Here is a 21,216-nt window from a genome sequence, read left to right as displayed (position 1 = left end):
AACCATTCAAAGAGAAAGGGTGAAACATTTATGACTAATAATTTATTAGTGCTTCAATCAGACTTTGGTTTGGTTGACGGTGCTGTTTCGGCCATGATTGGTGTGGCCCTTCAAGAAGAACCTAGTTTGGGAGTACATCACCTTACACATGACATTACTCCCTACAACACTTTCGAAGCTTCTTATCGTCTGTTTCAGACTGTCGAGTACTGGCCAAAGGGAACAACCTTTGTTTCGGTAGTTGATCCGGGTGTAGGCTCATCACGTAAAAGTGTTGTTGCCTTAACAAAGACGGGACAATATATCGTCACACCAGACAATGGAACACTTTCTTATATCAAGAAGGTTGTTGGTATCGTTGCTGTCCGTGAAATTTCAGAAGTTGAGAATCGTCGTAGTAATACGGAGCTGTCTTATACCTTCCATGGTCGTGATGTTTATGCCTATACAGGTGCAAAATTAGCTTCTGGTCACATCAGTTTTGAAGAAGTAGGTCCTGAGTTACCTGTGGACAAAATTCTAGAGTTTCCAGTGGTTGAAACCATCATAGAGGAAAATCTAGTTCGTGGTGCGATTGACATTTTGGACGTCCGTTTCGGCTCTCTTTGGACCTCTATCACACGTGATGACTTTTATGCGTTAGAACCAAACTTTGGTGATCGATTCGAGGTGACCATCTTTAACAATGATATGTTGGTCTACCAAAACCAAGTTACCTATGGGAAATCGTTTGCGGATGTTCGTATAGGTCAGCCAATTATTTATATCAATTCCCTCTATCGTGTCGGTCTAGCCATAAACCAGGGGTCTTTTGCCAAGGCCTATAATGTTGGTGTAGGGTCTAACTGGCACATTGAAATTAAACGTTTAGGAGATTAAAGTGAGATTATGAAAAATAATTCAATTCGTACAGTAGTTGCGACAGGTATCGGTGCAGCACTCTTTATTATCATTGGTATGTTTGTTAATATTCCTATTTTTGGGAATACCAGCATCCAACTTCAGTATGCTGTTCAAGCTCTATTCTCAGTGATTTTTGGGCCTATTACAGGTTTCTTTATGGGCTTCATTGGACATGCGCTTAAAGATGGTATTCAATACGGAAATATCTCATGGGCTTGGGTTCTTGCAAGTGGTATTACAGGTCTTGTTATTGGCCTATTTGGTAAAAAATATGATGTAACAATGGGTAAATTCTCTGTAATGAGTATGATTTGGTTCAACCTAGCACAAGCATTAGGACTGCTTATTGCTTATGGTGTAGTTACGCCAATCGGTGATAAAATCCAATTTGCTCAAGCCTGGTCATATCTTTATGCACAAAGTTTTGTAGCTGGCGTAGCTAACTTTATTACAATTGCAATTGGGGGAACACTCCTTCTTGCCATCTATGCTAGTTCACGTACACAATCTGGTAGTCTTACCAAAGACTAGCATGAATCATAGGAGAGTGGGACTGTCAGTTTGCTTTGATATCTCCTCTCTTTATTAGTGGAAACATGGATAAGTACATTAGTTTTAATCAGTTTACATTTCAATATGATGCGCAAGCAGAAGCGACGCTTAAAGATATCAGCTTTGATATTGCCAAAGGCGAGAAAGTGCTCATTTTAGGCCCTTCTGGTAGCGGAAAGTCGACCCTTGCTCAGTGTCTCAATGGTATCATACCTAATATCCATAAAGGTCAGGCAAAAGGCCAGGTAAGGATAGATGGTCAGGATATTTTCAAGCAATCTATCTATGATAAGTCACAGTCGGTATCTACGGTATTGCAGGATCCAGATGGTCAGTTTATTGGCCTAACAGTAGCCGAGGATTTGGCTTTTGCTTTGGAGAATGATTGTGCTGATCAAAGTGAGATGAAGGATAAGGTAGCACTTTGGGCTGAACGTCTAGACTTGACTTCTCTTTTTAATCACCGCCCTCAAGACTTATCAGGTGGCCAAAAACAACGAGTTAGTTTGGCTGGAGTCTTGATTGATGAGAGCCCTATTCTTTTATTTGATGAGCCTCTAGCAAATTTAGATCCTAAATCAGGACAGGAAACCATTGACCTCATTGATAAAATCCACAAGGAGGTGGGAGCTACAACAATTCTTATTGAGCACCGTCTAGAAGATGTTCTTTATCGTCCCGTTGACCGTATTTTGCTAGTCAATGATGGGCAACTTCTCTTTAACGGTAGCCCAGATGAGCTTTTATCAAGTACTCTCTTACTGGAAAATGGGATTCGCGAACCTCTATATGTGACGGTTTTACGTCAGTTGGGATTTGATACAACTAGAGCACAAAATCTTAGCCAACTAGATGCTTTGGATTTGTCTGGATTAGGTATCCCAGATAGCGTTTTGAAAGCTAAAAGAGACAGTTCAAGTGATTCTATTTTGAAGGTTGAGGGGCTTAGCGTTTCCTATGGGGATAATCCAGCGATTATAGAGGATATGTCTTTTAGCTTGAAAAAAGGTGAGCGACTAGCGATTGTCGGTAAAAATGGAGCTGGAAAGTCGACGCTTGCTAAAGCTCTATGCGGTTTTGTCCCTAGTCAAGGGAAATTAACTTACAAGGGTCAGGATATCAGTCAGGATAGCATCGCCGAGCGTTCAGAGCGTATAGGCTTTGTTTTGCAAAACCCAAATCAGATGATTAGCCAAACTATGATTTTTGATGAGGTGGCTCTTGGTTTGCGCTTGCGAGGAATTGAAGAGACTGAGGTTGAAGAGCGTGTTCATGAGGTCCTGAAGACTTGTGGCCTATATAGTTTTCGTAAATGGCCCATTTCTGCGCTTTCCTTTGGTCAGAAAAAGCGCGTGACCATTGCATCTATCTTGGTTTTGAAACCTGAAATCATTATCTTGGATGAGCCAACGGCTGGTCAAGATTACAAGACTTACACAGATATCATGAATTTCTTGGACAGTCTTCAGAAGCAAGGTCATACCATTGTGATGATTACTCATGATATGCAGCTCATGTTGGAATATAGCGATCGTTGTCTCGTTGTGGTTGAGGGGAAAATCATTGCAGACGACAATCCTGTTACAATTCTTAATCAGAAGGATTTACTTGAGTCAGCTAATCTCAAGCAGACATCTCTGTATACTTTGGGTCAGAAATTGTCAAGTAATCCAGTAGAAGTAACCCAGTATTATATCGAAAAAGGAGGCCCTAATGTCTAATCGTTTAATTGGTTATCAGTCAGGTCAAGGTTTCCTCTATGATTTGTCTGGGGCAAGTAAGATGCTTTTCTTTATCTTGGTTTCAGTTGCTTGTATGGCAACCTATGACCCACGTTTTATTCTAGCAGTAGGCTTACTTTCTATTTATCTCTTTAACTTGGCCAAGATTCGTTGGCGAGATATTTCTTTCGTTGTTAAGATTATTGGATCAATTGCTCTCTTTAATTTACTTATGGTCTACCTTTTCGCACCTGGCTATGGTGAAGAAATTTACAGGGCTAAGACAGTTATTATTGAAGGTTGGGGGCGTTTCTATCTAACCAGTCAGGAGCTTTTTTACCTTGCAAATCTATTGCTCAAGTATTTTTCAACGGTCCCTCTTGCCATTCTATTTCTCATGACTACTCATCCGAGTCAGTTTGCGGCTAGCCTGAATCAAATTGGGGTTCCTTATAAATTTGCCTATTCCGTGAGTTTAACCTTGCGTTATATTCCAGATGTTCAAGAAGAATTCTTTACGATTCGTAAGGCTCAGGAGGCTCGTGGTTTGGATTTGTCGCAAAAGGCGGGATTGGTCAAACGTATTCGTGGGAATCTCCAAATTGTTCTTCCTCTAATTTTTTCATCCCTCGAACGAATTGATACCATATCGACAGCCATGGAGTTACGACGATTTGGTCGATACAAAAAACGTACATGGTATGTACACAAATCCTTGACTAAACAAGATTATCTTGTAATCGTATCAGCTACTCTTTTATTGGGAATTAGTCTGGAGTTGATTTATCTTAACCATGGGCGTTTTTACAATCCATGGATTTGAAGTTTTCTTTCAGTGAGTTTTAAATAAACGAAAGAGTTCTGAGATGTCTATAGTATCTTCAGAGCTTTTTTAGTTTTTTATTCCCAATTTTTGAACGGTATTTGTATGAAATTTTCGATAAAGTACTTTATTGTGAAAACGTTTCTGTGATATAATGAAGGGTGTATTGATGTAACTAAAAGAGTCTTGATATTATTAAGGAGGAAATTATGTCTAACCTTTCAGTAAATGCTATCCGTTTTCTAGGGGTAGATGCGATTAACCAATCTAACTCTGGCCACCCTGGTGTGGTAATGGGTGCAGCACCAATGGGTTACACTTTGTTTACTAGACAAATGCATGTCAATCCTGAAGTTCCAAATTGGATTAATCGTGACCGTTTTGTTTTGTCAGCAGGTCATGGTTCAATGCTTCTTTATGCGCTCCTCCATTTGTCAGGATTTAAAGATTTGAGCATTGAAGAGCTTAAACAATTCCGTCAATGGGGTTCTAAGACACCTGGTCACCCAGAATTTGGCCATACAGTTGGTGTAGATGCTACGTCAGGTCCACTTGGGCAAGGTATTGCTATGGCTGTCGGTATGGCACAAGCTGAACGTTTCTTGGCTTCTCGATACAACAAGGAAGGCTTCCCAATCTTTGACCATTATACTTATGTTATTGCGGGGGATGGTTGCTTTATGGAAGGCGTTTCGGCCGAAGCATCATCTTACGCTGGTCTTCAAAAATTGGATAAATTGATTGTCTTGTACGATTCAAATGATATCAATCTTGACGGTGAAACTAAAGATTCATTTACTGAAGATGTACGTGCACGTTATGAAGCTTATGGTTGGAACACTGAATTTGTTCAAGATGGAACAGATATTGAAGCTATCAACGCTGCTATTGAAAGTGCAAAAGCAAGTGGTAAACCATCTTTGATCGAGGTTAAGACTGTCATTGGTCATGGTGCTCCTAATAAACAAGGAACTAACGGTGTTCACGGTGCTCCTCTTGGACCAGATGAAACAGCAGCTGCAAGAGAAAACTTGGGTTGGAACCATGCTCCATTTGAAATTCCAAAAGAAGTTTATGCTGATTTCAAGGAAAATACAGTTGATCGTGGTCGTCAGGCCTATGACACTTGGGTTGCTTTGGTAGATGAGTACAAACAATCTTACCCAGAACTTGGTTCTGAACTTGCACGCATTCTTGAAGGTAAGGATGCAGTTGAATTCCAATCTTCAGACTTCCCAGCTGTTGAAAATGGTTATTCACAAGCAACTCGTAATTCAAGTCAAGATGCTTTGAATGCTATTGCTGATAAAGTGCCAACATTCCTAGGTGGTTCTGCGGATTTGGCTCACTCAAATATGACTTACATTAAATCTGAAGGTCTACAAGATGATGAACATCGTCTTAACCGTAACATTCAATTTGGTGTACGTGAGTTTGCGATGGGAGCAATCTTGAATGGTATGTCTCTCCATGGTGGACTTCGTGTTTACGGTGGTACCTTCTTCGTATTCTCAGACTATGTAAAAGCAGCAGTTCGTTTGTCTGCACTTCAAGGACTTCCAGTTACTTATGTCTTTACTCACGACTCTATTGCAGTTGGTGAAGATGGCCCAACCCATGAACCAATCGAACATCTAGCTGGACTTCGTGCTATTCCAAACCTTAATGTTTATCGTCCAGCAGACGCGCGTGAGACACAAGCTGCATGGTATCAAGCTGTAACTTCTAAATCAACACCTACGGCGCTTGTTTTGACACGTCAAAACTTGACTGTTGAAGAAGGAACAGATTTTGATAAAGTTTCAAGAGGTGCTTACGTTGTTCATGAAACAGCAGCAGATTTTGATACTATTCTCCTTGCTTCTGGTTCAGAAGTAAATCTTGCAGTAGCATCAGCAAAAGCTTTGGAATCAGAAGGCTACAAAGTTCGTGTTGTGAGTGTTCCATCAACAGATGTCTTTGATGCACAGGATCAAGCCTATAAAGAGGAAGTTCTTCCAAATGCAGTTCGTCGTCGTGTAGCAATCGAAATGGCAGCAAGTCTACCATGGTATAAATATGTTGGTTTAGACGGTGCTGTGATTGGAATTGATACATTTGGTGCCTCAGCTCCAGCTGCTAAAATTATTGAAGAATATGGCTTTACAGTAGAAAATATCGTTGAAAAAGTAAAAGGTATGAACTAAGATAGTTTGAATTCTTAGAAACATTAAAAAACATTGGTTATAAGGACCAATGTTTTTTTACGTGTCTAATGGAGAAAGGGCACCTAGGGCTGTTAAGGATGTACTTGAGACACTGGGTGGCCTAATCTATCATGGTGAAGACTGTCATTTCTCTAACTGCTTTGCAAAACATGGTAAGGACTTTGATATTGAAGTAGCTAACAATAACTATCTAGGTATTCAAGAAATGTTAGTCTATCTAAGTCAATTTATTTCAAATATCCTAAATAATCGAATTTTTCTAGTGTTCGATTGTCGGAGACTACTAGAATAGTTCCTTCGTTAGGGAGTCTATTCATTGGGTCAAAGTGAGTGTTTAACTTACCATTTTCCTCATTTCTAAAACCAATAACATTGACGTTATAAGTTTGTCTTAGATTTAAAGTATGCAACGACTTTCCAGCCCATTCATTAGGAATTTTTAACTCAATTAAAGCCACGTCATCCTCTAAATGAAAAATTCTTGAAATGTTACAGCGAAGTATATTTGAAGCCAAGTCTTTTGCTGTGCTACGCTCAGGAGTGATGACCAAATTGGCCCCCATTCCGTAAAGGACTTCCTCATAATTGTTATTTGTAGCTTTGGCGATAATATTTGTAATGCCGAGTTTTTTACAATGTAGGAGCGCCAGTGCAGAAGATTCTAAGTGTTCTCCAGTTGCAATAACGACTGTATCGCAAGTATCGATACCAGCGGAACGTAGAAAGTCAATGTCAGTAATGTCACCAACAGCGGCCTTAGTCACTTGATCAGCAAGGAAATCAATTGTTGTAGAGTTGTTGTCCAAGGCAATGACATCTTGTCCAAAAGAGGAGAGTTCGGTTGCAAGTGTTTGTCCAAAGATTCCCAAACCGAGGACACCAATAATTTGTGTTTTCATATAAAATCCTTTCAGAGTATTGTCAATTAATAAAATAGTTTAGCCGACTGAAATATGAGTAGGGGCATAAGAGACATGTTTTTCTTTTTTTGTCATCAAGCTCAAGAGAACAGTAATAGGTCCGACACGGCCAATGAACATCAGAGCCATGATAACAAGACGTCCCATGGTGTTAAGACTAGAAGTCAGATCCATAGACACCCCAACGGTAGCAATAGCTGACACACTCTCGAAAAGTAGAGCTAGTGGTGACAGAGTAGGGTTAGTCTGAAGCAAAATAACATAGCCGACTAAGAGCATGATTAGGTAAAATAGGATAACAGTGAATGCTTGCATAACAGTTTTATTAGAGATAATACGATTTCGGAAAACAACTCTGGAGTTACCAGAAAGCACCGACTTGAAAAGAAGAAACATGATGGAGGCGGTGGTTACCTTGATACCACCGGCAGTTCCTCCAGGACCACCCCCAATAAACATCTGAATCATAAAAAGAAGGTTTGAAGTAAAATTAGCATTGGTGTAGGAAATAGTCGCAAAACCGGCGGTACGCATGGTTACAGTCTGAAAGAAACTTACCAAAAGTTGCTGCCAGACATTGAGAGTACCGATAGTTTTAGAGTTATCCATTTCCAAAAACCAAGCAAGTAGGGTTCCGCCTAAGAGGAGACAGCTTGTACTTATAAGCACAAGACGACTTTGATTACTGAAAGGTCTACTTGCTAATTTCCAGTTTCTAGGGCGATCTTTAATATAGCGTCTAATCATTTGAATTAAATCAATCCAAACTGCAAAACCTAAGCCTCCAGACATAATAAGAAAAGCCACAGAGAGGTTGATAGTTGGATTGGTCGCATAATCTTGTAAACTGTTAGTTCCTAGGTTATCAAAGCCAGCGTTACAAAAAGCAGAGACAGCTAGAAAGAGACTGTTAAAAATGCCATGACCAAGTCCAAAGCGAGGAATAAAATCAGTCATAATTACTAGTGCCGCTAAAGCTTCAATAGAAAAAGTTATTTTATATACATTGAAAAGATAAGCTTTCAAATCTTTTTGGTTATCCCTACTAAGTGCGGATTGAAGGAGATCTTGATCACTTAATCCTAATTTATTTTTAAGAGTATAGGTACTAAAGGCTATAAGAGAGACTAGTCCAAGTCCTCCCGTCTGTATAAGGAGAATAGAGATAATCTGACCAAAGCCATTGTAAGCCTTGCTGACAGGAACAACGGAAAGCCCAGTTACACAGACCATTGACACAGCATTGAAGAGATGATCTAGGTAGCTTGTTTCTGGACTATTAGCATAATGGCTTATGGGAAGACTAAGTAAAATACTCCCCACTATAATGACAAAGGCAAAGCTGAGTACAAGCTTTTGCGTGACTGAAAGACGATTTATCAATGAGAACCTCCGAGTTATCATAAGGAGAAATAAGAATCCTAGGAGTAAGAAAACATTCTTGGATAAACGTTATAGTGGTTTCTTATTAGGAATCCCAGCACGACGTGGGTACTTGTTTGGGGTTTCTTTTTTCTTATCGATAATGGTAATATTACGACCATCACCATTTGGCAGCTTGTAGTTTTCGTTGAGAATAGGTTTAGCAAAAAGAACGTTCAAAGCATTTCTAGCATCGACTAGCTCTTGGTCAGCTGCGGCAGCCTTAAGTGCAATAAGTTGACCTCCGACCTTTAAGAAAGGAATAGTTAATTCTGAGAGAATTTGCATACGTGCAACGGCACGGGCAGTAACAATATCAAATTGAGCACGGAAGGCCTTATCTTGTCCAAAATCTTCAGCACGTCCGTGATAGAAGTGAACACCGCTAAGTCCAAGTTCATCAGACAAGAAGTTAAGGAAAGTGATGCGTTTATTAAGAGAATCAATGATTGTCACATCAAGATTAGGACAAAGAATTTTAATAGGGAGACTTGGAAATCCAGCTCCAGCACCGATATCCAGAAGTCGAATACTTTGATTTTTAATATGCCCTTGAAGAACAGGAGCCAAAGAATCATAGAAATGTTTGAGGAAAACCTCATCTTTGTCTGTAATTGCAGTAAGGTTGATTTTCTCATTCCATTCTACCAAAAGCTCAAAGTAGCGTTGGAATTGGTCTTTTTGTTTTTGGCTAAGATCGAACCCTAGTTCTTTCAAAGCCATGTAAAAATCTTCAGGTGTCATTTTACAATCCTTTTATCTAGTTTCAATGCCCCTATTTTACCATAATTAATCCCTTTCATCTAATGGAAAAGATTGTTTAAGATTAGGTAAGAACCAGTTTTTAATAAGCTACTAAAAACCTCATAAGTTTAAAATTATGTAATATTAAAGCTGTTATTTTTTTTAAAAAATCTGATATAATGTTAATTAAGTCTAAAATCATAATTACTCGCTTTAATGAAAAGTGAATATAGGGGATTATGGTCTTATGGATTGAAAATAGATTCCTATGGGAAAATTTAATTTGAGGATTGAAAATGATTTATCTTTCAGAAGTTAGAAAGTCTCCAGAAGGGCTAGCCTTTAATGAAGCACCTTCTTTGTTGGAGTCAATTAAAGAACGCTATGACCAAGTTTTAAATCTTGAACAACTTCAAGCAAGTGGTCAAGTAGTCTATGATAATGGCTTATATCTCTTAGATTATCAACTTAGCTATGATATTACTTTGCCATCTAGTCGTTCACTTGAGCCTGCGACACTTGGGTTCAATTACCTAGTCTCGGAAACCTTTATACAAGAGGCGGATGCTGCTCTTCAAAAGGAATTAGTCGAGGAAAATCTAGTTCTTATCTTGAATGACGATACTATTGACCTTAATGAGAGTATTTTAGATAATATTCTTCTTAATATTCCTTTGAGAGTGCTGACACCTGAAGAGAAATCAGGACAAACTTCGCTCTCAGGTAATGACTGGGAAGTCTTGTCAGAAGAGGATTTTGCAGCTCTTAAACAAGGGGAGAAAGAGGCAAGTAATCCTTTTGCTCAATTGAATGGACTATTTGATGACAATTAATTCAAAAACAAACTAAAAATGTTTGACAATTTTAAAAATCTGTATTATTCTGTCATTATAAGCTAATTTTCGGATGTATTCATTGGCTAAACCTAAATACTTTTTGAGGAAATGGAAGCCAAAAAATTTTTTATACAAAGAGGGTAAATACTTATTATGAGCAAACGCATTTTGATTGTTGAAGATGAGAGAAACCTTGCTCGTTTTGTCTCTCTTGAACTTCAACACGAAGGATACGACGTTGTGACAGCGGACAACGGACGCGAAGGACTTGAAATGGCACTTGAGAAAGATTTCGATCTGATTCTCTTGGACCTTATGTTGCCTGAGATGGACGGTTTCGAAGTGACACGTCGTCTCCAACAAGAAAAAGATACTTATATTATGATGATGACAGCTCGCGACTCAATCATGGATATTGTTGCTGGTTTGGATCGTGGAGCTGATGACTATATTATAAAACCATTTGCGATTGAAGAACTGTTGGCACGTATTCGTGCAACCTTCCGTCGTCAAGATATCGAAGCTACTAAGAAGGTACCAGCTAAAGCGTCAACCTATCGCGATTTAAAATTGGATGTTCAAAACCGTGCAGTTGTTCGCGGTGATGAGGTAATTCCATTGACAAAACGTGAGTTTGATTTGTTGAACACACTTTTAAGCAATATGAACCAAGTAATGACCCGTGAGGAACTCTTGCTTCAAGTCTGGAAATATGATGACGTAATTGAAACAAACGTTGTAGATGTTTATATTCGTTACTTACGTGGGAAAATCGACATTCCAGGTAAGGAATCATACATTCAAACAGTACGAGGGATGGGTTACGTTATCCGTGAAAGATGAGTAAATTATTTGGTAAAGTAACCATTAGAAAAAAGTTGACCATGACAACTGCTGTGGTCTTCTTTCTTGTATTGTCGATGTTCACTCTGGTTGTTGTATTTTCAGCCAATACGCTTCTTTTGCAACGTGAACGTCAAAATGTAAATAATACAATCTCAAAAGTTGTTACTTATATCGAAAAGGACTGGGACTCTGATGAAGAGTTGAGTCCAGAGCCGCTTTTAGCGGCCTTTTATTCACCGAAAAATATCTATCCATCAATCATTAATGGAGTGCTTTCTGAAAAGCGTTCCTTAGATGGTCAAGTTGCGGTTTCTAATAGATTATATTCCAACCAGTCTGTCTATGTTTATGACAAAAAGGGAACTTTTATCTTTACTTCTGAGGAGGATACAGACTCACCTCCAGGCATGTCTGAGGTCAATAAACTGAAGTTGGTTTCCTATAAAGGTAAACGTGGTTTCTTACTACAAGTTCCAATCTATGGCAAGGATAAGAAGACCATTGTTGGGTATGCTCAAGTTTTCCATGATTTGAAATTCTACTATGCGTTAAAAGAGCGTTTAATTTTCCTATTGATATTCCTTGAAGTAGGAATGACGGTCTTAGTTATTGCAGTAATTGTAGTTGTCTTGACATCTATTCTTCGTCCGATGAGGCAGTTACACGAAACAATGGGTATTATTATCGATTCGCCAAGTGATTTGGAGCTTCGATCTAAGATTGAGAGTCATGATGAGATTGGTGCTTTGGCACTTAACTTTAACTGTATGATGGATAAAATTCAAGAAAATAATCAGATGCAGATGCGTTTCTTGAGTGACGTCAGTCACGAATTACGTACTCCCATTGCAGTTATTAAAGGACATATGGACCTCTTGCAACGTTGGGGTAAAAATGATCCTGAAATCCTTGAAGAAAGTCTTGAAGCTGCAAGTCACGAAGCCAACCGTATGACGATTATGATTAACGATATGTTGGATTCTATTCGTGTTAAAGGGTCATTTGACAATCATAGAAATGATACATGTGATTTGAATTCTTCAATCCGTACGGTTATTGGGAATTTCCGTGTCCTACATGACGACTACCAATTCTACCTCAATGATTCTGAGGGTTCAGATCGTCCAGCACAGATTTACAGCCAGCACTTTGAACAGGTTATTACTATTTTGATTGATAATGCGGTCAAGTATTCGCCTGTTAATAAGAAAATCCAGGTTACTATCAAGGCTCTGGAAGATGAGATGCTGGTACAGGTACAGGATAATGGTGAGGGTATCTCTAAAGAAGATATTGAACATATATTTGAACGCTTCTATCGTTCAGATAAGGCGCGTAATCGTACGACAACCCAATCTGGTGTGGGTATTGGTTTATCAATCCTCTATCAAATTGTGGAAGCTTATCGATGCCATATCGATGTCAGTTCAGAACTTGGTGTGGGTACACGTTTTGACCTCTACATTCCTTTTGCAGAGTCAGAAACTACGACACCTCAAATTGAAGGTTAAGTCAATTTACAAGAGATTTATACTAACTCTCAATCAATGAGCACGTCTCGTTAAGGGCGTGCTTTTTATGTGTTTTTATGGTAAAATAGAGTACTGAATTTCGAAGATTGGTGGTGAAGTGCATGCGTTGTCCAAAATGTCAACATAATAAATCTAATGTTATCGATAGCCGTCAGGCAGAGGATGGAAATACCATTCGTCGTCGTCGAGAGTGTGATGCTTGTCATGCCCGTTTTACTACATTTGAGCGTGTGGAAGAAGTTCCACTTTTAGTTGTCAAAAAAGATGGTACTCGTGAACAATTCTCTCGCGATAAGATTTTCAATGGTATCTTGATGAGTGCTCAGAAGCGTCCAGTTTCAAGTGAGGATATTGAAAATGCCATCACCCGTATAGAGCAAAACATTCGCCGTAACCATGATGGAGAGGTTGATAGTGAGGTCATTGGGAATTTAGTCATGAAAGAACTAGCAGATCTTGATGAAATTACCTATGTCCGTTTTGCTAGTGTCTACCGTTCTTTCAAAGATGTTGATGAGATTGAAGAATTGCTTCAAGAAATCACCAAGACTGTCCGTGCGAAAAAAGAGTCTAAAAAATGAGACCTATTGACGAATTTGTCTATGTTGGCAATCAGGTTATCGTTCCCGATCAGGCAAGTTTGATGCGTTGTTATTATCCCATTATTGGGGGTGAGGGATACGCACTCTATCAGTATTTTGTGGCTTTCTATGATAATGGTAATCATCGTCATAAATTTGCTACTATTCTGAATCATCTTAACTTTGGTATGCAGCCTCTTCAGGAATCCCTGGCGGTCCTGACAGCGGTAGACTTGTTGGCTTTCTATCATTCTCCTCAGGGAATTTATGTTGTGGAGCTTAAGTCTCCCCTATCTATCGAGCAGTTTCTAAAACATGCGGTTTATAGTTCACTTCTAGAGCAAAAAATTGGTGAGCCAGCAGTGGATGCTTTAAAACCGACGAGTTTACATGGTTTACAAGACTTATCTAAACGTTTTTCGGATGTTTTTACTGATGAGCGTTTGGCTCAAAAGTCTGTTTCTGAAATTAAGCCTAAAAATTCATTTGATTTAATCAGTTTTAGGAATCGTATGCAGGCTGATGGACTTGTATTTACAGATGAAAAGACAGATGTTCCAGAAATCTATAAGTTGTCTGAAACCTATGACATGAATTGGTATGATACCTATCTCTTGTCAAAAAAGACAGCCGTGAACCACCGGATTATTGTTAAGCGTATGCAAGTGCAATTAGAGCAAGCTCAAGCTCAAAAATTGGGTGGTGATTCTGCATTGACGGAGACAGAGAAAAAGATTCTTAAAGCTGTTAAATCTGGAAAACCTGTTGATTACTTACAGAGTGCTAAGGGTCCAGGCGGGACTGTGACTAATTCTGAGAAAAAAATTCTCACAGACTTGGCACAAAGAGGCTTTATGGATGAGGTCATTAATCTCATGGTTGCCTACAGTTTGGGACGGACACGTTCAACAAATGTGAATCGAGAGTATATCTCTAAAGTTGCCAACGATTTTGACTTTAAGAAGATTGTTACTGCTGAACAAGGGCTTTTGGCTTTGCGTAGTGGTTACGACAAAAAATCACAGCGGGCAAAAGATGATTCTAAGAAGAAAACAAATGTACCTAGCTGGAGTGATCCTGATTACGATAATCAAACCAGTCAGGCCGACCAAGCCAAGTTAGACGAAATTAGACGCCGTGCTTTGGCCAAACTAGAAAAAGGAAAGGAGTAGCCTATGGAAAGAGTTGGACAAACCTTGAACCGAACAGGATATCATGGGTCTGGTAATGCAACAGATTTGACCAAGCAAATCTTGGCGGATCCAAGAGTGGCTGACTTTATTCAAGAACATGGCTTAAGCCAGGACGAAATCAAGCGTAGTCTTCCAAAGTTTAATCAATTCTTGGTGGAATGCCGTAAGGTCAAAGAAGGTGATGTCAGCTACATTGCCAAAGGGTATGAGCCGATTCTGACCATGAATGAAGGCTACGCTGACGTAACCTATAAGGAAACGCGTCAGCTTAAGGAGCAACAAGAACAACAGGCTATTTCTAAGCGGATTAACTTGGTGAGCTTGCCTCAGTCCTATCGCAAGATTACCTTTGCTGATATTGCACTAGATGATGTCGCTCGTGTTGATACCTTTGAGACACTTGTTGATTTTGTAGCTAATTACCCTAGTCCAGACCAGAAAGGCCTCTATATCTACGGAGATATGGGGGTTGGGAAATCATTCATGTTGGCTGCTATGGCCCACGAACTTTCAGAGACGAAGAAGGTTGCTACGACCATTATTCATTACCCATCTTTTACTATTGATGTTAAAAATGGGATCAAGGACGGCTCTGTGAAGGAACAAATTGATGCTGTCAAAGAAGCAGAAGTTCTAGTTTTAGATGATATTGGTGCAGAGCAATTCTCTTCTTGGATTAGGGACGATGTTTTGCAAGTCATTCTCCAGTATCGCATGATTGAGGAGCTACCGACCTTCTTCACATCCAACTATAGTTTTGCAGACTTAGAAGCTAAGCTATCAAATGGACGTCAGGGAGACGAGACTTGGCAGGCCAAACGTGTGATGGAACGTATTCGTTTTCTAGCTAAAGAGGTTCACTTGAGAGGTGTTAATCGCCGTTAAGGTGATTCTAATAATGATAAAGAACAAGCGTGTTTGCTTTCCTTGTTGGAAGTTAGATTGCTAAATGAAGAAAGGAATCCCTAATTTAATCAGGGACTTAAATATATGACATTACCTACAGTTGCTATCGTGGGTCGCCCAAATGTTGGGAAGTCGACCCTATTTAACCGAATTGCGGGTGAACGTATCTCTATCGTCGAAGACGTTGAAGGGGTAACACGTGATCGTATTTATACCTCTGCTGAGTGGCTTAATCGTCAGTTTAGCTTGATTGATACAGGTGGTATCGATGATGTCGATGCCCCATTCATGGAACAGATTAAGCACCAAGCTGGCATTGCCATGACTGAAGCAGACGTTATTGTCTTTGTCGTTTCAGGTAAGGAAGGCGTGACAGATGCGGATGAGTACGTTGCCCGTATTCTCTATAAGACAAACAAGCCAGTTATCTTGGCGGTAAATAAAGTGGATAACCCTGAAATGCGTGCAGATATCTATGATTTCTATTCTCTTGGGCTTGGCGATCCATATCCAGTTTCATCTGTTCATGGTATTGGTACGGGGGACGTTCTCGATGCTATCGTTGAAAATCTTCCAACAGAAGTCGAAGAAGAAAATCCAGATATCATTCGTTTCAGTTTGATTGGGCGTCCAAACGTCGGAAAATCAAGTTTGATTAACGCCATTTTAGGCGAGGACCGAGTGATTGCGAGTCCTATTGCTGGTACGACTCGTGATGCCATTGACACAAACTTTGTGGACAGTGAAGGTCAAGAGTATACTATGATTGACACCGCTGGTATGCGTAAATCTGGTAAGGTATATGAAAATACAGAAAAATACTCTGTTATGCGTTCTATGCGTGCCATTGATCGTTCTGATGTTGTCCTTATGGTTATCAATGCCGAAGAAGGTATCCGTGAGTATGACAAGCGTATTGCTGGTTTTGCCCATGAAGCTGGTAAAGGGATTATCATCGTAGTTAACAAATGGGATACGATTAAGAAGGACAACCACACCGTTGCCAACTGGGAAGCAGATATCCGTGATCAGTTCCAATTCTTGAGCTATGCCCCAATTGTCTTTGTATCGGCTAAGACGAAACAACGTCTTAACAAGTTACCAGAGATGATCAAACGCATCAGTGAGAGTCAAAACCGTCGTATTTCATCGGCTGTCTTGAATGATGTTATCATGGATGCCATCGCCATCAACCCAACACCAACTGACAAAGGGAAACGCCTTAAGATTTTCTACGGGACACAAGTTTCGGTTAAACCACCAACATTTGTTATCTTTGTCAATGAAGAAGAGCTTATGCACTTCTCATACATGCGTTTCTTGGAAAATCAAATTCGTCAGGCCTTTGGCTTTGAGGGAACACCAATCCACTTGATTGCTCGTAAACGTAAATAAAAAAGAGACCAACCAGAATAGAATCTTTACGGGTTGGTCTTTTGGTATTGTAAGGAGAAAACGATGTTAGAAAATGTTCAAACTTATTTATCCAAACAAGGAGTTAAGTATATCAAACCTGAGAAGGCGGAGCCACATCAGGTTTGATATGGAAGCTCTCAAAACTTTGGGACAAGCTGCTCATAAGGGAAATACAGTTTCTTATCAAAAGCTCTAGAGGAGCGTCTAGACCCCATGAAAATGGATCGTGTCAAAAAGTATGCCGTCCACATTTCTGGTGCTATTACAGAGCTCCTGAGGAGCAGTTTAGATGATGTTGCTATGGCGATTCGACTATACGGTTAAGCTGAAGATTGGGGAATATCAGTTGAAATGAGCTTTGTCGAACGGAAAAAATCTGATACTACTCTAGCGAAGCAATATAAGGTCCTAAGACTTACCGATTACTTTTCCACTTTACTATCTTGCTCAATAAGATGGGAAGATGGTGTCAGTCTTCGTGTGGAAGGGACTGAAGCGAATCGTCAGATGCTCAAAGAAGCAGTCAAAGCTGGTCGTGTTCGAAAGGTCTTGGTTAAATATGATGTCCCTGTGACGGATAGCTTGACTAGGGATAACTTACTAGATCAACTAATGGAAGGCTTTCAACTGATAACTCCTTATTTTGATAGTTGTCAGGATGCAAATAAGTTGTTGGAAGATTGGTGTAAAAGAGGAGAATAAAAATGCAAGGATTATTAATGATTGATATGCAAAGGGCCTTTGATAATAGTTCATGGGGAGAACGTAATAACCCTCAGCTTGAAGTGAATTCCCAAAAATTGCTTAATTTTTTTAGAGAAAGGGTATTGGCCAGTACTTCATGTTCAACATGTATACACGAATACTCAATCACGTTTTCACGAATCTCAAGGTCAATATTTTAAAGATGGCTTTCAACCATACCCAAGTGAACCTGTTTTCCAAAAGATAGTTAATAGTGCTTTCATTAGGACGAATTTAGAGAGCTATTTAAGAGATAAAAGAATTGATAAGTTAGTTATTGCAGGCTTTACCTTGCCACACTGTGTGTCTACCACAACTCGCATGGCGGCTAATTTAGTGTTTAAGACGTCACTTATTTCAGATGCAACGGCCAGTTTTGCCCTACCCAATTTAGATGGTCATTTGATAGATCCAGAGGTCCTGCATACCATAAATCTAGTATACTTACACGATGAATTTGCTCAAGTAATGACAATAGAGGAGTTCATGGGGATGATAATGAAGAGCTCTATGCCTTCTGTACTGACCCCAAAAAATTAGACAAATAATTTATCCAAAGGATTTAGTTCTGTACTGCACAGGACTAAGTCCTTTTAATTTTACTTTAATGCGTTTGTTGTTGTAATAATCAATATAGTCTACAATAGTTTGTTCCAATTGCTCAAGTGAGTTAAACGTCTTCTCGTAACCATAAAATATCTCAGACTTAAGAATGCCAAAGAAGGACTCCATCATACCATTGTCTGGACTATTTCCCTTACGTGACATGGACGTCTGGATCCCTTTATCCTCTAGAAATTGATGTTAATACTGATGTTGGTATTGCCAACCTTGGTCACTAAGGTTATCTGCTTTCTTGCCAACTTCTCCTTGGTATGAAGAATACTTGCGTTTACGACGAATTTGGGAACTTGAACCAAGGAGCTTCATCAGACGTTGGACCTTCTTCTGGTTCACTACAAAACCACGATTCCTCAATTCCAGAGTTATTCGGCGATAGCCATAATTTCCTTTATGCTCATAATAAATTTCTTGAATTTCGCCTTTAGTCTCTTTATCTTTGTCGTGCCCATCTAGTTTGTTTCAACTGATAATAGTAAGTCGAGCGAGCTAAACGTGCTGTTTCAAGAAGTAAATCTAGTCGAAATCCTCCTGAAACCATTTCTCTAATTGTCTCTGCCTTTCTCGCTGTAAGGCTTCGTCCCTTTCCTCTAACTCTTTTAACTTTTTTAGGTAGGCCACCTCGGTACGTAAGCGTTCATTCTCCTCTTGGAGTCGCTCTAGTTCTGTCATTTCTTCCCAAGTTTTCTTACGTTTACGCCCCATTTTAGGTACTCTGCCTCTTCTTTTCTCAAGAATTGTATACCCATTTTTTTATATTGTGCTATCTAGTTAGGCAACATTCCACCACTTGGAAGACAATAATCAAGACTTACACTTTTTTGTGAACGACCTTCAAGTAGCACTTTATCAATCATTTCTCGTTTTAATTTAGGAGAATAATAACGATTCTTTCCTTTTTTGATGATGTTTATTCCATAACGGTCAATTAATCTCGTCATATATCTTAATCCAGAAGCATCCACACCAAATCGTTTTGAAAGTCGTTTAAAGCTTTCTCCTTGCTTTCTCAATTCATATATTTGAACTTTATCTTCATAAGTTAGTTTCATAATAAAAACACCCCAAAAGTTAGATTTTTCTATCTAACTTTTGGGGTGCAGTTCATATTGCTCATTACTTTTTTAGGTATTCCAGAAAAATTTTATTATATTTCTATTTTCTTCAAGGATTTTATGCTTGTGGTAAAATCTTTGAAAAAGTTAGAAATAATGAATTGTAAGTGCTGAAATATTACTGTTCGAAAGAATAAAAGGAAAAATTACTACCGTAGAATCTTCATTAACCGCAACTAAAAAAGGAAGTCTTTATAAAAGCACAACTTGTAAAATATGGTATGATGGGCAAAACTGTAACAGTTGTTGCTGAAAAAACTTATTTTAACTATTTTAAAGATAAGCTGTTATATAAGATGACACCTTGATTAGTAAAAATGTAAATATTTGGCGGTGGAGGTCCATTTTGGAACTCCTAATAAGTATATTTACAGGAATTAAAATAAAAGGGGGAAATAATATATCAGTTAGATTACTATACATTCTTCTTTATGGTAATACTTACCGATTATAGCTATAAAGAGTAAAAGTGGTGAGATAAAGATAATTTGTTTCGTAATTTTTCTATTGTTCTGTATATATGAAATGTTACTTATTTCCCTTCTATTTTCTAAATGATAATGATACATAAGTAGTAAAACTATATAAGTTTATATTTATTTTACTAGTGTTTTTATCGGTAGTGTAAAATAAGTTGTGTAAACACAAAAAGGAATAAATCCGTTATAGTAGAGTTGCAAAACATTACTAGAAAGAGATTTATTCCTATGACTCAGTTTACCACAGAACTACTTAACTTCCTAGCCCAAAAGCAAGATATTGATGAATTTTTCCGTACTTCTCTTGAAACAGCAATGAATGATCTGCTTCAAGCAGAGTTATCAGCCTTTTTAGGGTATGAACCTTACGATAAATTAGGCTATAATTCTGGGAATAGTCGTAACGGAAGCTATGCACGGAAATTCGAAACCAAATATGGGACTGTTCAGTTGAGTATTCCTAGAGATCGTAATGGGAACTTTAGTCCAGCTTTGCTTCCCGCTTATGGACGTCGAGATGACCACTTGGAAGAGATGGTTATCAAACTCTATCAAACCGGTGTAACGACTCGAGAAATTAGTGATATCATCGAGCGAATGTATGGTCATCACTATAGTCCTGCCACAATTTCTAATATCTCAAAAGCAACTCAGGAGAATGTCGCTACTTTTCATGAGCGAAGCTTAGAAGCCAATTACTCTGTTTTATTTCTTGACGGAACCTATCTTCCCTTAAGACGTGGAACCGTTAGTAAAGAATGTATTCATATCGCACTTGGCATTACACCAGAAGGACAGAAGGCTGTTCTTGGATATGAAATCGCCCCAAATGAAAACAATGCTTCTTGGTCCACCCTGTTAGACAAGCTTCAAAACCAAGGAATCCAACAGGTTTCTCTTGTAGTGACCGATGGCTTCAAGGGGCTTGAACAGATTATCAATCAGGCTTACCCATTAGCTAAACAACAACGTTGCTTAATTCATATTAGTCGAAATCTAGCTAGTAAAGTGAAACGAGCAGATAGAGCGGTTATTCTGGAGCAATTTAAAACGATTTATCGTGCTGAAAATTTAGAAATGGCAGTGCAAATTTTAGAGAACTTTATCGCCGAATGGAAACCAAAGTATAGGAAAGTCATGGAAAGTCTGGAGAATACGGATAATCTTTTAACTTTTTATCAGTTTCCCTACCAGATTTGGCATAGCATTTATTCGACAAACCTCATTGAGTCTCTTAACAAAGAAATCAAACGTCAAACGAAAAAGAAGGTTCTTTTTCCTAACGAGGAGGCTCTGGAACGTTATTTAGTTACCCTGTTTGAAGATTATAATTTCAAGCAAAATCAACGCATCCATAAAGGGTTTGGCCAATGTGCTGACACACTTGAAAGCTTATTTGATTAACATTCTTCAACTCTACTTGAGTGTTTACACATAATTATTGACAGTATCTTTTTATCAGATATAATAATCTGAAATGTAATGGGTTATATCTCCAAAAATATACGAGGAACTTGACTTATCATATTAGAGTCAGGTTCTTTTTTGAATGAGAACTTTAAATTAGCACCCAAAGGTATCCCTTTCGTAATACCAGCCCCACAAGGTTAACTTGGTCTCTCCTGAGCTAGAAAGTGGACGAAAAGTTCAGTTTA

The 21,216-nt window shown here is 38.8% G+C and carries 17 protein-coding genes and 4 pseudogenes; 17 read left to right on the top strand and 4 right to left on the bottom strand.

What is annotated here, in order from left to right:
* Window positions 1–30: 30 nt before the first annotated feature.
* The 6 genes and pseudogenes from MHH90_RS08345 to MHH90_RS08320 form a co-directional block, all read left to right on the top strand.
* Window positions 31–879, top strand: a complete 849-nt coding sequence (locus MHH90_RS08345; RefSeq protein WP_084828481.1) for an SAM hydrolase/SAM-dependent halogenase family protein — start codon at window positions 31–33, stop codon at window positions 877–879.
* A gap of 9 nt (window positions 880–888) precedes the next feature.
* A complete protein-coding gene (locus tag MHH90_RS08340; RefSeq protein WP_002946071.1) occupies window positions 889–1,434 on the top strand; it encodes an ECF-type riboflavin transporter substrate-binding protein in 546 nt (181 codons plus the stop codon).
* A gap of 65 nt (window positions 1,435–1,499) precedes the next feature.
* Entirely contained in the window at window positions 1,500–3,176 is a 1,677-nt protein-coding gene (locus tag MHH90_RS08335; RefSeq protein ID WP_084828482.1) for an ABC transporter ATP-binding protein, read from the top strand.
* The gene (locus MHH90_RS08330; RefSeq protein ID WP_011680733.1) at window positions 3,169–3,999 is read left to right on the top strand and encodes an energy-coupling factor transporter transmembrane component T family protein; all 831 of its coding nucleotides are present in this window, start codon (window positions 3,169–3,171) and stop codon (window positions 3,997–3,999) included. Before MHH90_RS08335 ends, MHH90_RS08330 begins: the two co-directional genes overlap by 8 nt.
* Window positions 4,000–4,208: 209 nt before the next feature.
* Window positions 4,209–6,185, top strand: coding sequence for a transketolase (gene tkt / locus MHH90_RS08325; protein ID WP_064355631.1), 1,977 nt, complete (start codon window positions 4,209–4,211; stop codon window positions 6,183–6,185).
* Window positions 6,186–6,246: 61 nt separating this feature from the next.
* Window positions 6,247–6,417 (top strand): annotated as a pseudogene (locus MHH90_RS08320) (ascorbate 6-phosphate lactonase); the annotation flags it as partial.
* Window positions 6,418–6,433: 16 nt separating this feature from the next.
* Here the strand turns inward: MHH90_RS08320 and MHH90_RS08315 are convergent.
* The 3 genes from MHH90_RS08315 to rsmG all read right to left on the bottom strand — a co-directional run bounded on the left by MHH90_RS08315 (window position 6,434) and on the right by rsmG (window position 9,292).
* A complete protein-coding gene (locus MHH90_RS08315) occupies window positions 6,434–7,105 on the bottom strand; it encodes a potassium channel family protein (RefSeq protein WP_064355629.1) in 672 nt (223 codons plus the stop codon).
* Between the two features lie 39 nt (window positions 7,106–7,144).
* Complete coding sequence (locus MHH90_RS08310) at window positions 7,145–8,509, bottom strand: TrkH family potassium uptake protein (protein ID WP_081247984.1); 1,365 nt, start codon at window positions 8,507–8,509, stop codon at window positions 7,145–7,147.
* A gap of 69 nt (window positions 8,510–8,578) precedes the next feature.
* Window positions 8,579–9,292: a 16S rRNA (guanine(527)-N(7))-methyltransferase RsmG gene (rsmG, locus tag MHH90_RS08305; protein ID WP_064355625.1), complete on the bottom strand. Its 714-nt coding sequence runs from the start codon at window positions 9,290–9,292 to the stop codon at window positions 8,579–8,581.
* Between the two features lie 296 nt (window positions 9,293–9,588).
* Here rsmG and MHH90_RS08300 point away from each other — a divergent pair, with 296 nt between their 5' ends.
* The 9 genes and pseudogenes from MHH90_RS08300 to MHH90_RS08260 all read left to right on the top strand — a co-directional run bounded on the left by MHH90_RS08300 (window position 9,589) and on the right by MHH90_RS08260 (window position 17,886).
* Window positions 9,589–10,125 (top strand): DUF177 domain-containing protein, encoded by a 537-nt coding sequence (locus tag MHH90_RS08300; RefSeq protein WP_084828483.1) that lies wholly within the window; start codon window positions 9,589–9,591, stop codon window positions 10,123–10,125.
* A gap of 156 nt (window positions 10,126–10,281) precedes the next feature.
* Window positions 10,282–10,971: a response regulator transcription factor gene (locus MHH90_RS08295; RefSeq protein ID WP_084828484.1), complete on the top strand. Its 690-nt coding sequence runs from the start codon at window positions 10,282–10,284 to the stop codon at window positions 10,969–10,971.
* Window positions 10,968–12,485 (top strand): HAMP domain-containing sensor histidine kinase, encoded by a 1,518-nt coding sequence (locus MHH90_RS08290; RefSeq protein ID WP_084828485.1) that lies wholly within the window; start codon window positions 10,968–10,970, stop codon window positions 12,483–12,485. The genes MHH90_RS08295 and MHH90_RS08290 overlap by 4 nt, the downstream gene beginning before the upstream one ends.
* 122 nt (window positions 12,486–12,607) lie before the next feature.
* On the top strand, window positions 12,608–13,087 hold the full coding sequence (nrdR, locus tag MHH90_RS08285; protein ID WP_002949642.1) for a transcriptional regulator NrdR: 480 nt from the start codon (window positions 12,608–12,610) through the stop codon (window positions 13,085–13,087).
* Window positions 13,084–14,259: a DnaD domain protein gene (locus MHH90_RS08280; protein ID WP_180474498.1), complete on the top strand. Its 1,176-nt coding sequence runs from the start codon at window positions 13,084–13,086 to the stop codon at window positions 14,257–14,259. Before nrdR ends, MHH90_RS08280 begins: the two co-directional genes overlap by 4 nt.
* Before the next feature lie 3 nt (window positions 14,260–14,262).
* On the top strand, window positions 14,263–15,165 hold the full coding sequence (gene dnaI / locus MHH90_RS08275) for a primosomal protein DnaI (RefSeq protein WP_011680740.1): 903 nt from the start codon (window positions 14,263–14,265) through the stop codon (window positions 15,163–15,165).
* A 105-nt stretch (window positions 15,166–15,270) separates the two neighbouring features.
* Window positions 15,271–16,581 carry a ribosome biogenesis GTPase Der gene (gene der, locus MHH90_RS08270; RefSeq protein ID WP_011680741.1) on the top strand — a complete coding sequence of 437 codons (1,311 nt, stop codon included), beginning with the start codon at window positions 15,271–15,273 and terminating at the stop codon, window positions 16,579–16,581.
* 63 nt (window positions 16,582–16,644) lie between these two features.
* Window positions 16,645–17,304: pseudogene (locus tag MHH90_RS08265) on the top strand (HI_0552 family protein).
* An 87-nt stretch (window positions 17,305–17,391) separates the two neighbouring features.
* Window positions 17,392–17,886, top strand: coding sequence for an isochorismatase family protein (locus MHH90_RS08260; RefSeq protein ID WP_445330289.1), 495 nt, complete (start codon window positions 17,392–17,394; stop codon window positions 17,884–17,886).
* Window positions 17,887–17,895: 9 nt separating this feature from the next.
* On the opposite strand, the pseudogene MHH90_RS08255 reads toward MHH90_RS08260, so the two are convergent.
* A pseudogene (locus MHH90_RS08255) lies at window positions 17,896–19,019 on the bottom strand (IS3 family transposase).
* Window positions 19,020–19,215: 196 nt separating this feature from the next.
* On the opposite strand from MHH90_RS08255, the pseudogene MHH90_RS08250 reads away from it, so the two are divergent.
* A pseudogene (locus MHH90_RS08250) lies at window positions 19,216–19,390 on the top strand (HlyD family efflux transporter periplasmic adaptor subunit); the annotation flags it as partial.
* 399 nt (window positions 19,391–19,789) lie between these two features.
* On the top strand, window positions 19,790–20,965 hold the full coding sequence (locus tag MHH90_RS08245) for an IS256-like element IS1191 family transposase (protein ID WP_340725732.1): 1,176 nt from the start codon (window positions 19,790–19,792) through the stop codon (window positions 20,963–20,965).
* Window positions 20,966–21,216 lie beyond the last annotated feature (251 nt).

This window comes from Streptococcus sp. FSL E2-3488 (assembly GCF_038003585.1).
Taxonomy (GTDB): Bacteria; Bacillota; Bacilli; order Lactobacillales; family Streptococcaceae; genus Streptococcus; species Streptococcus thermophilus.
This window is presented reverse-complemented; position numbering and strand designations above follow the sequence as displayed.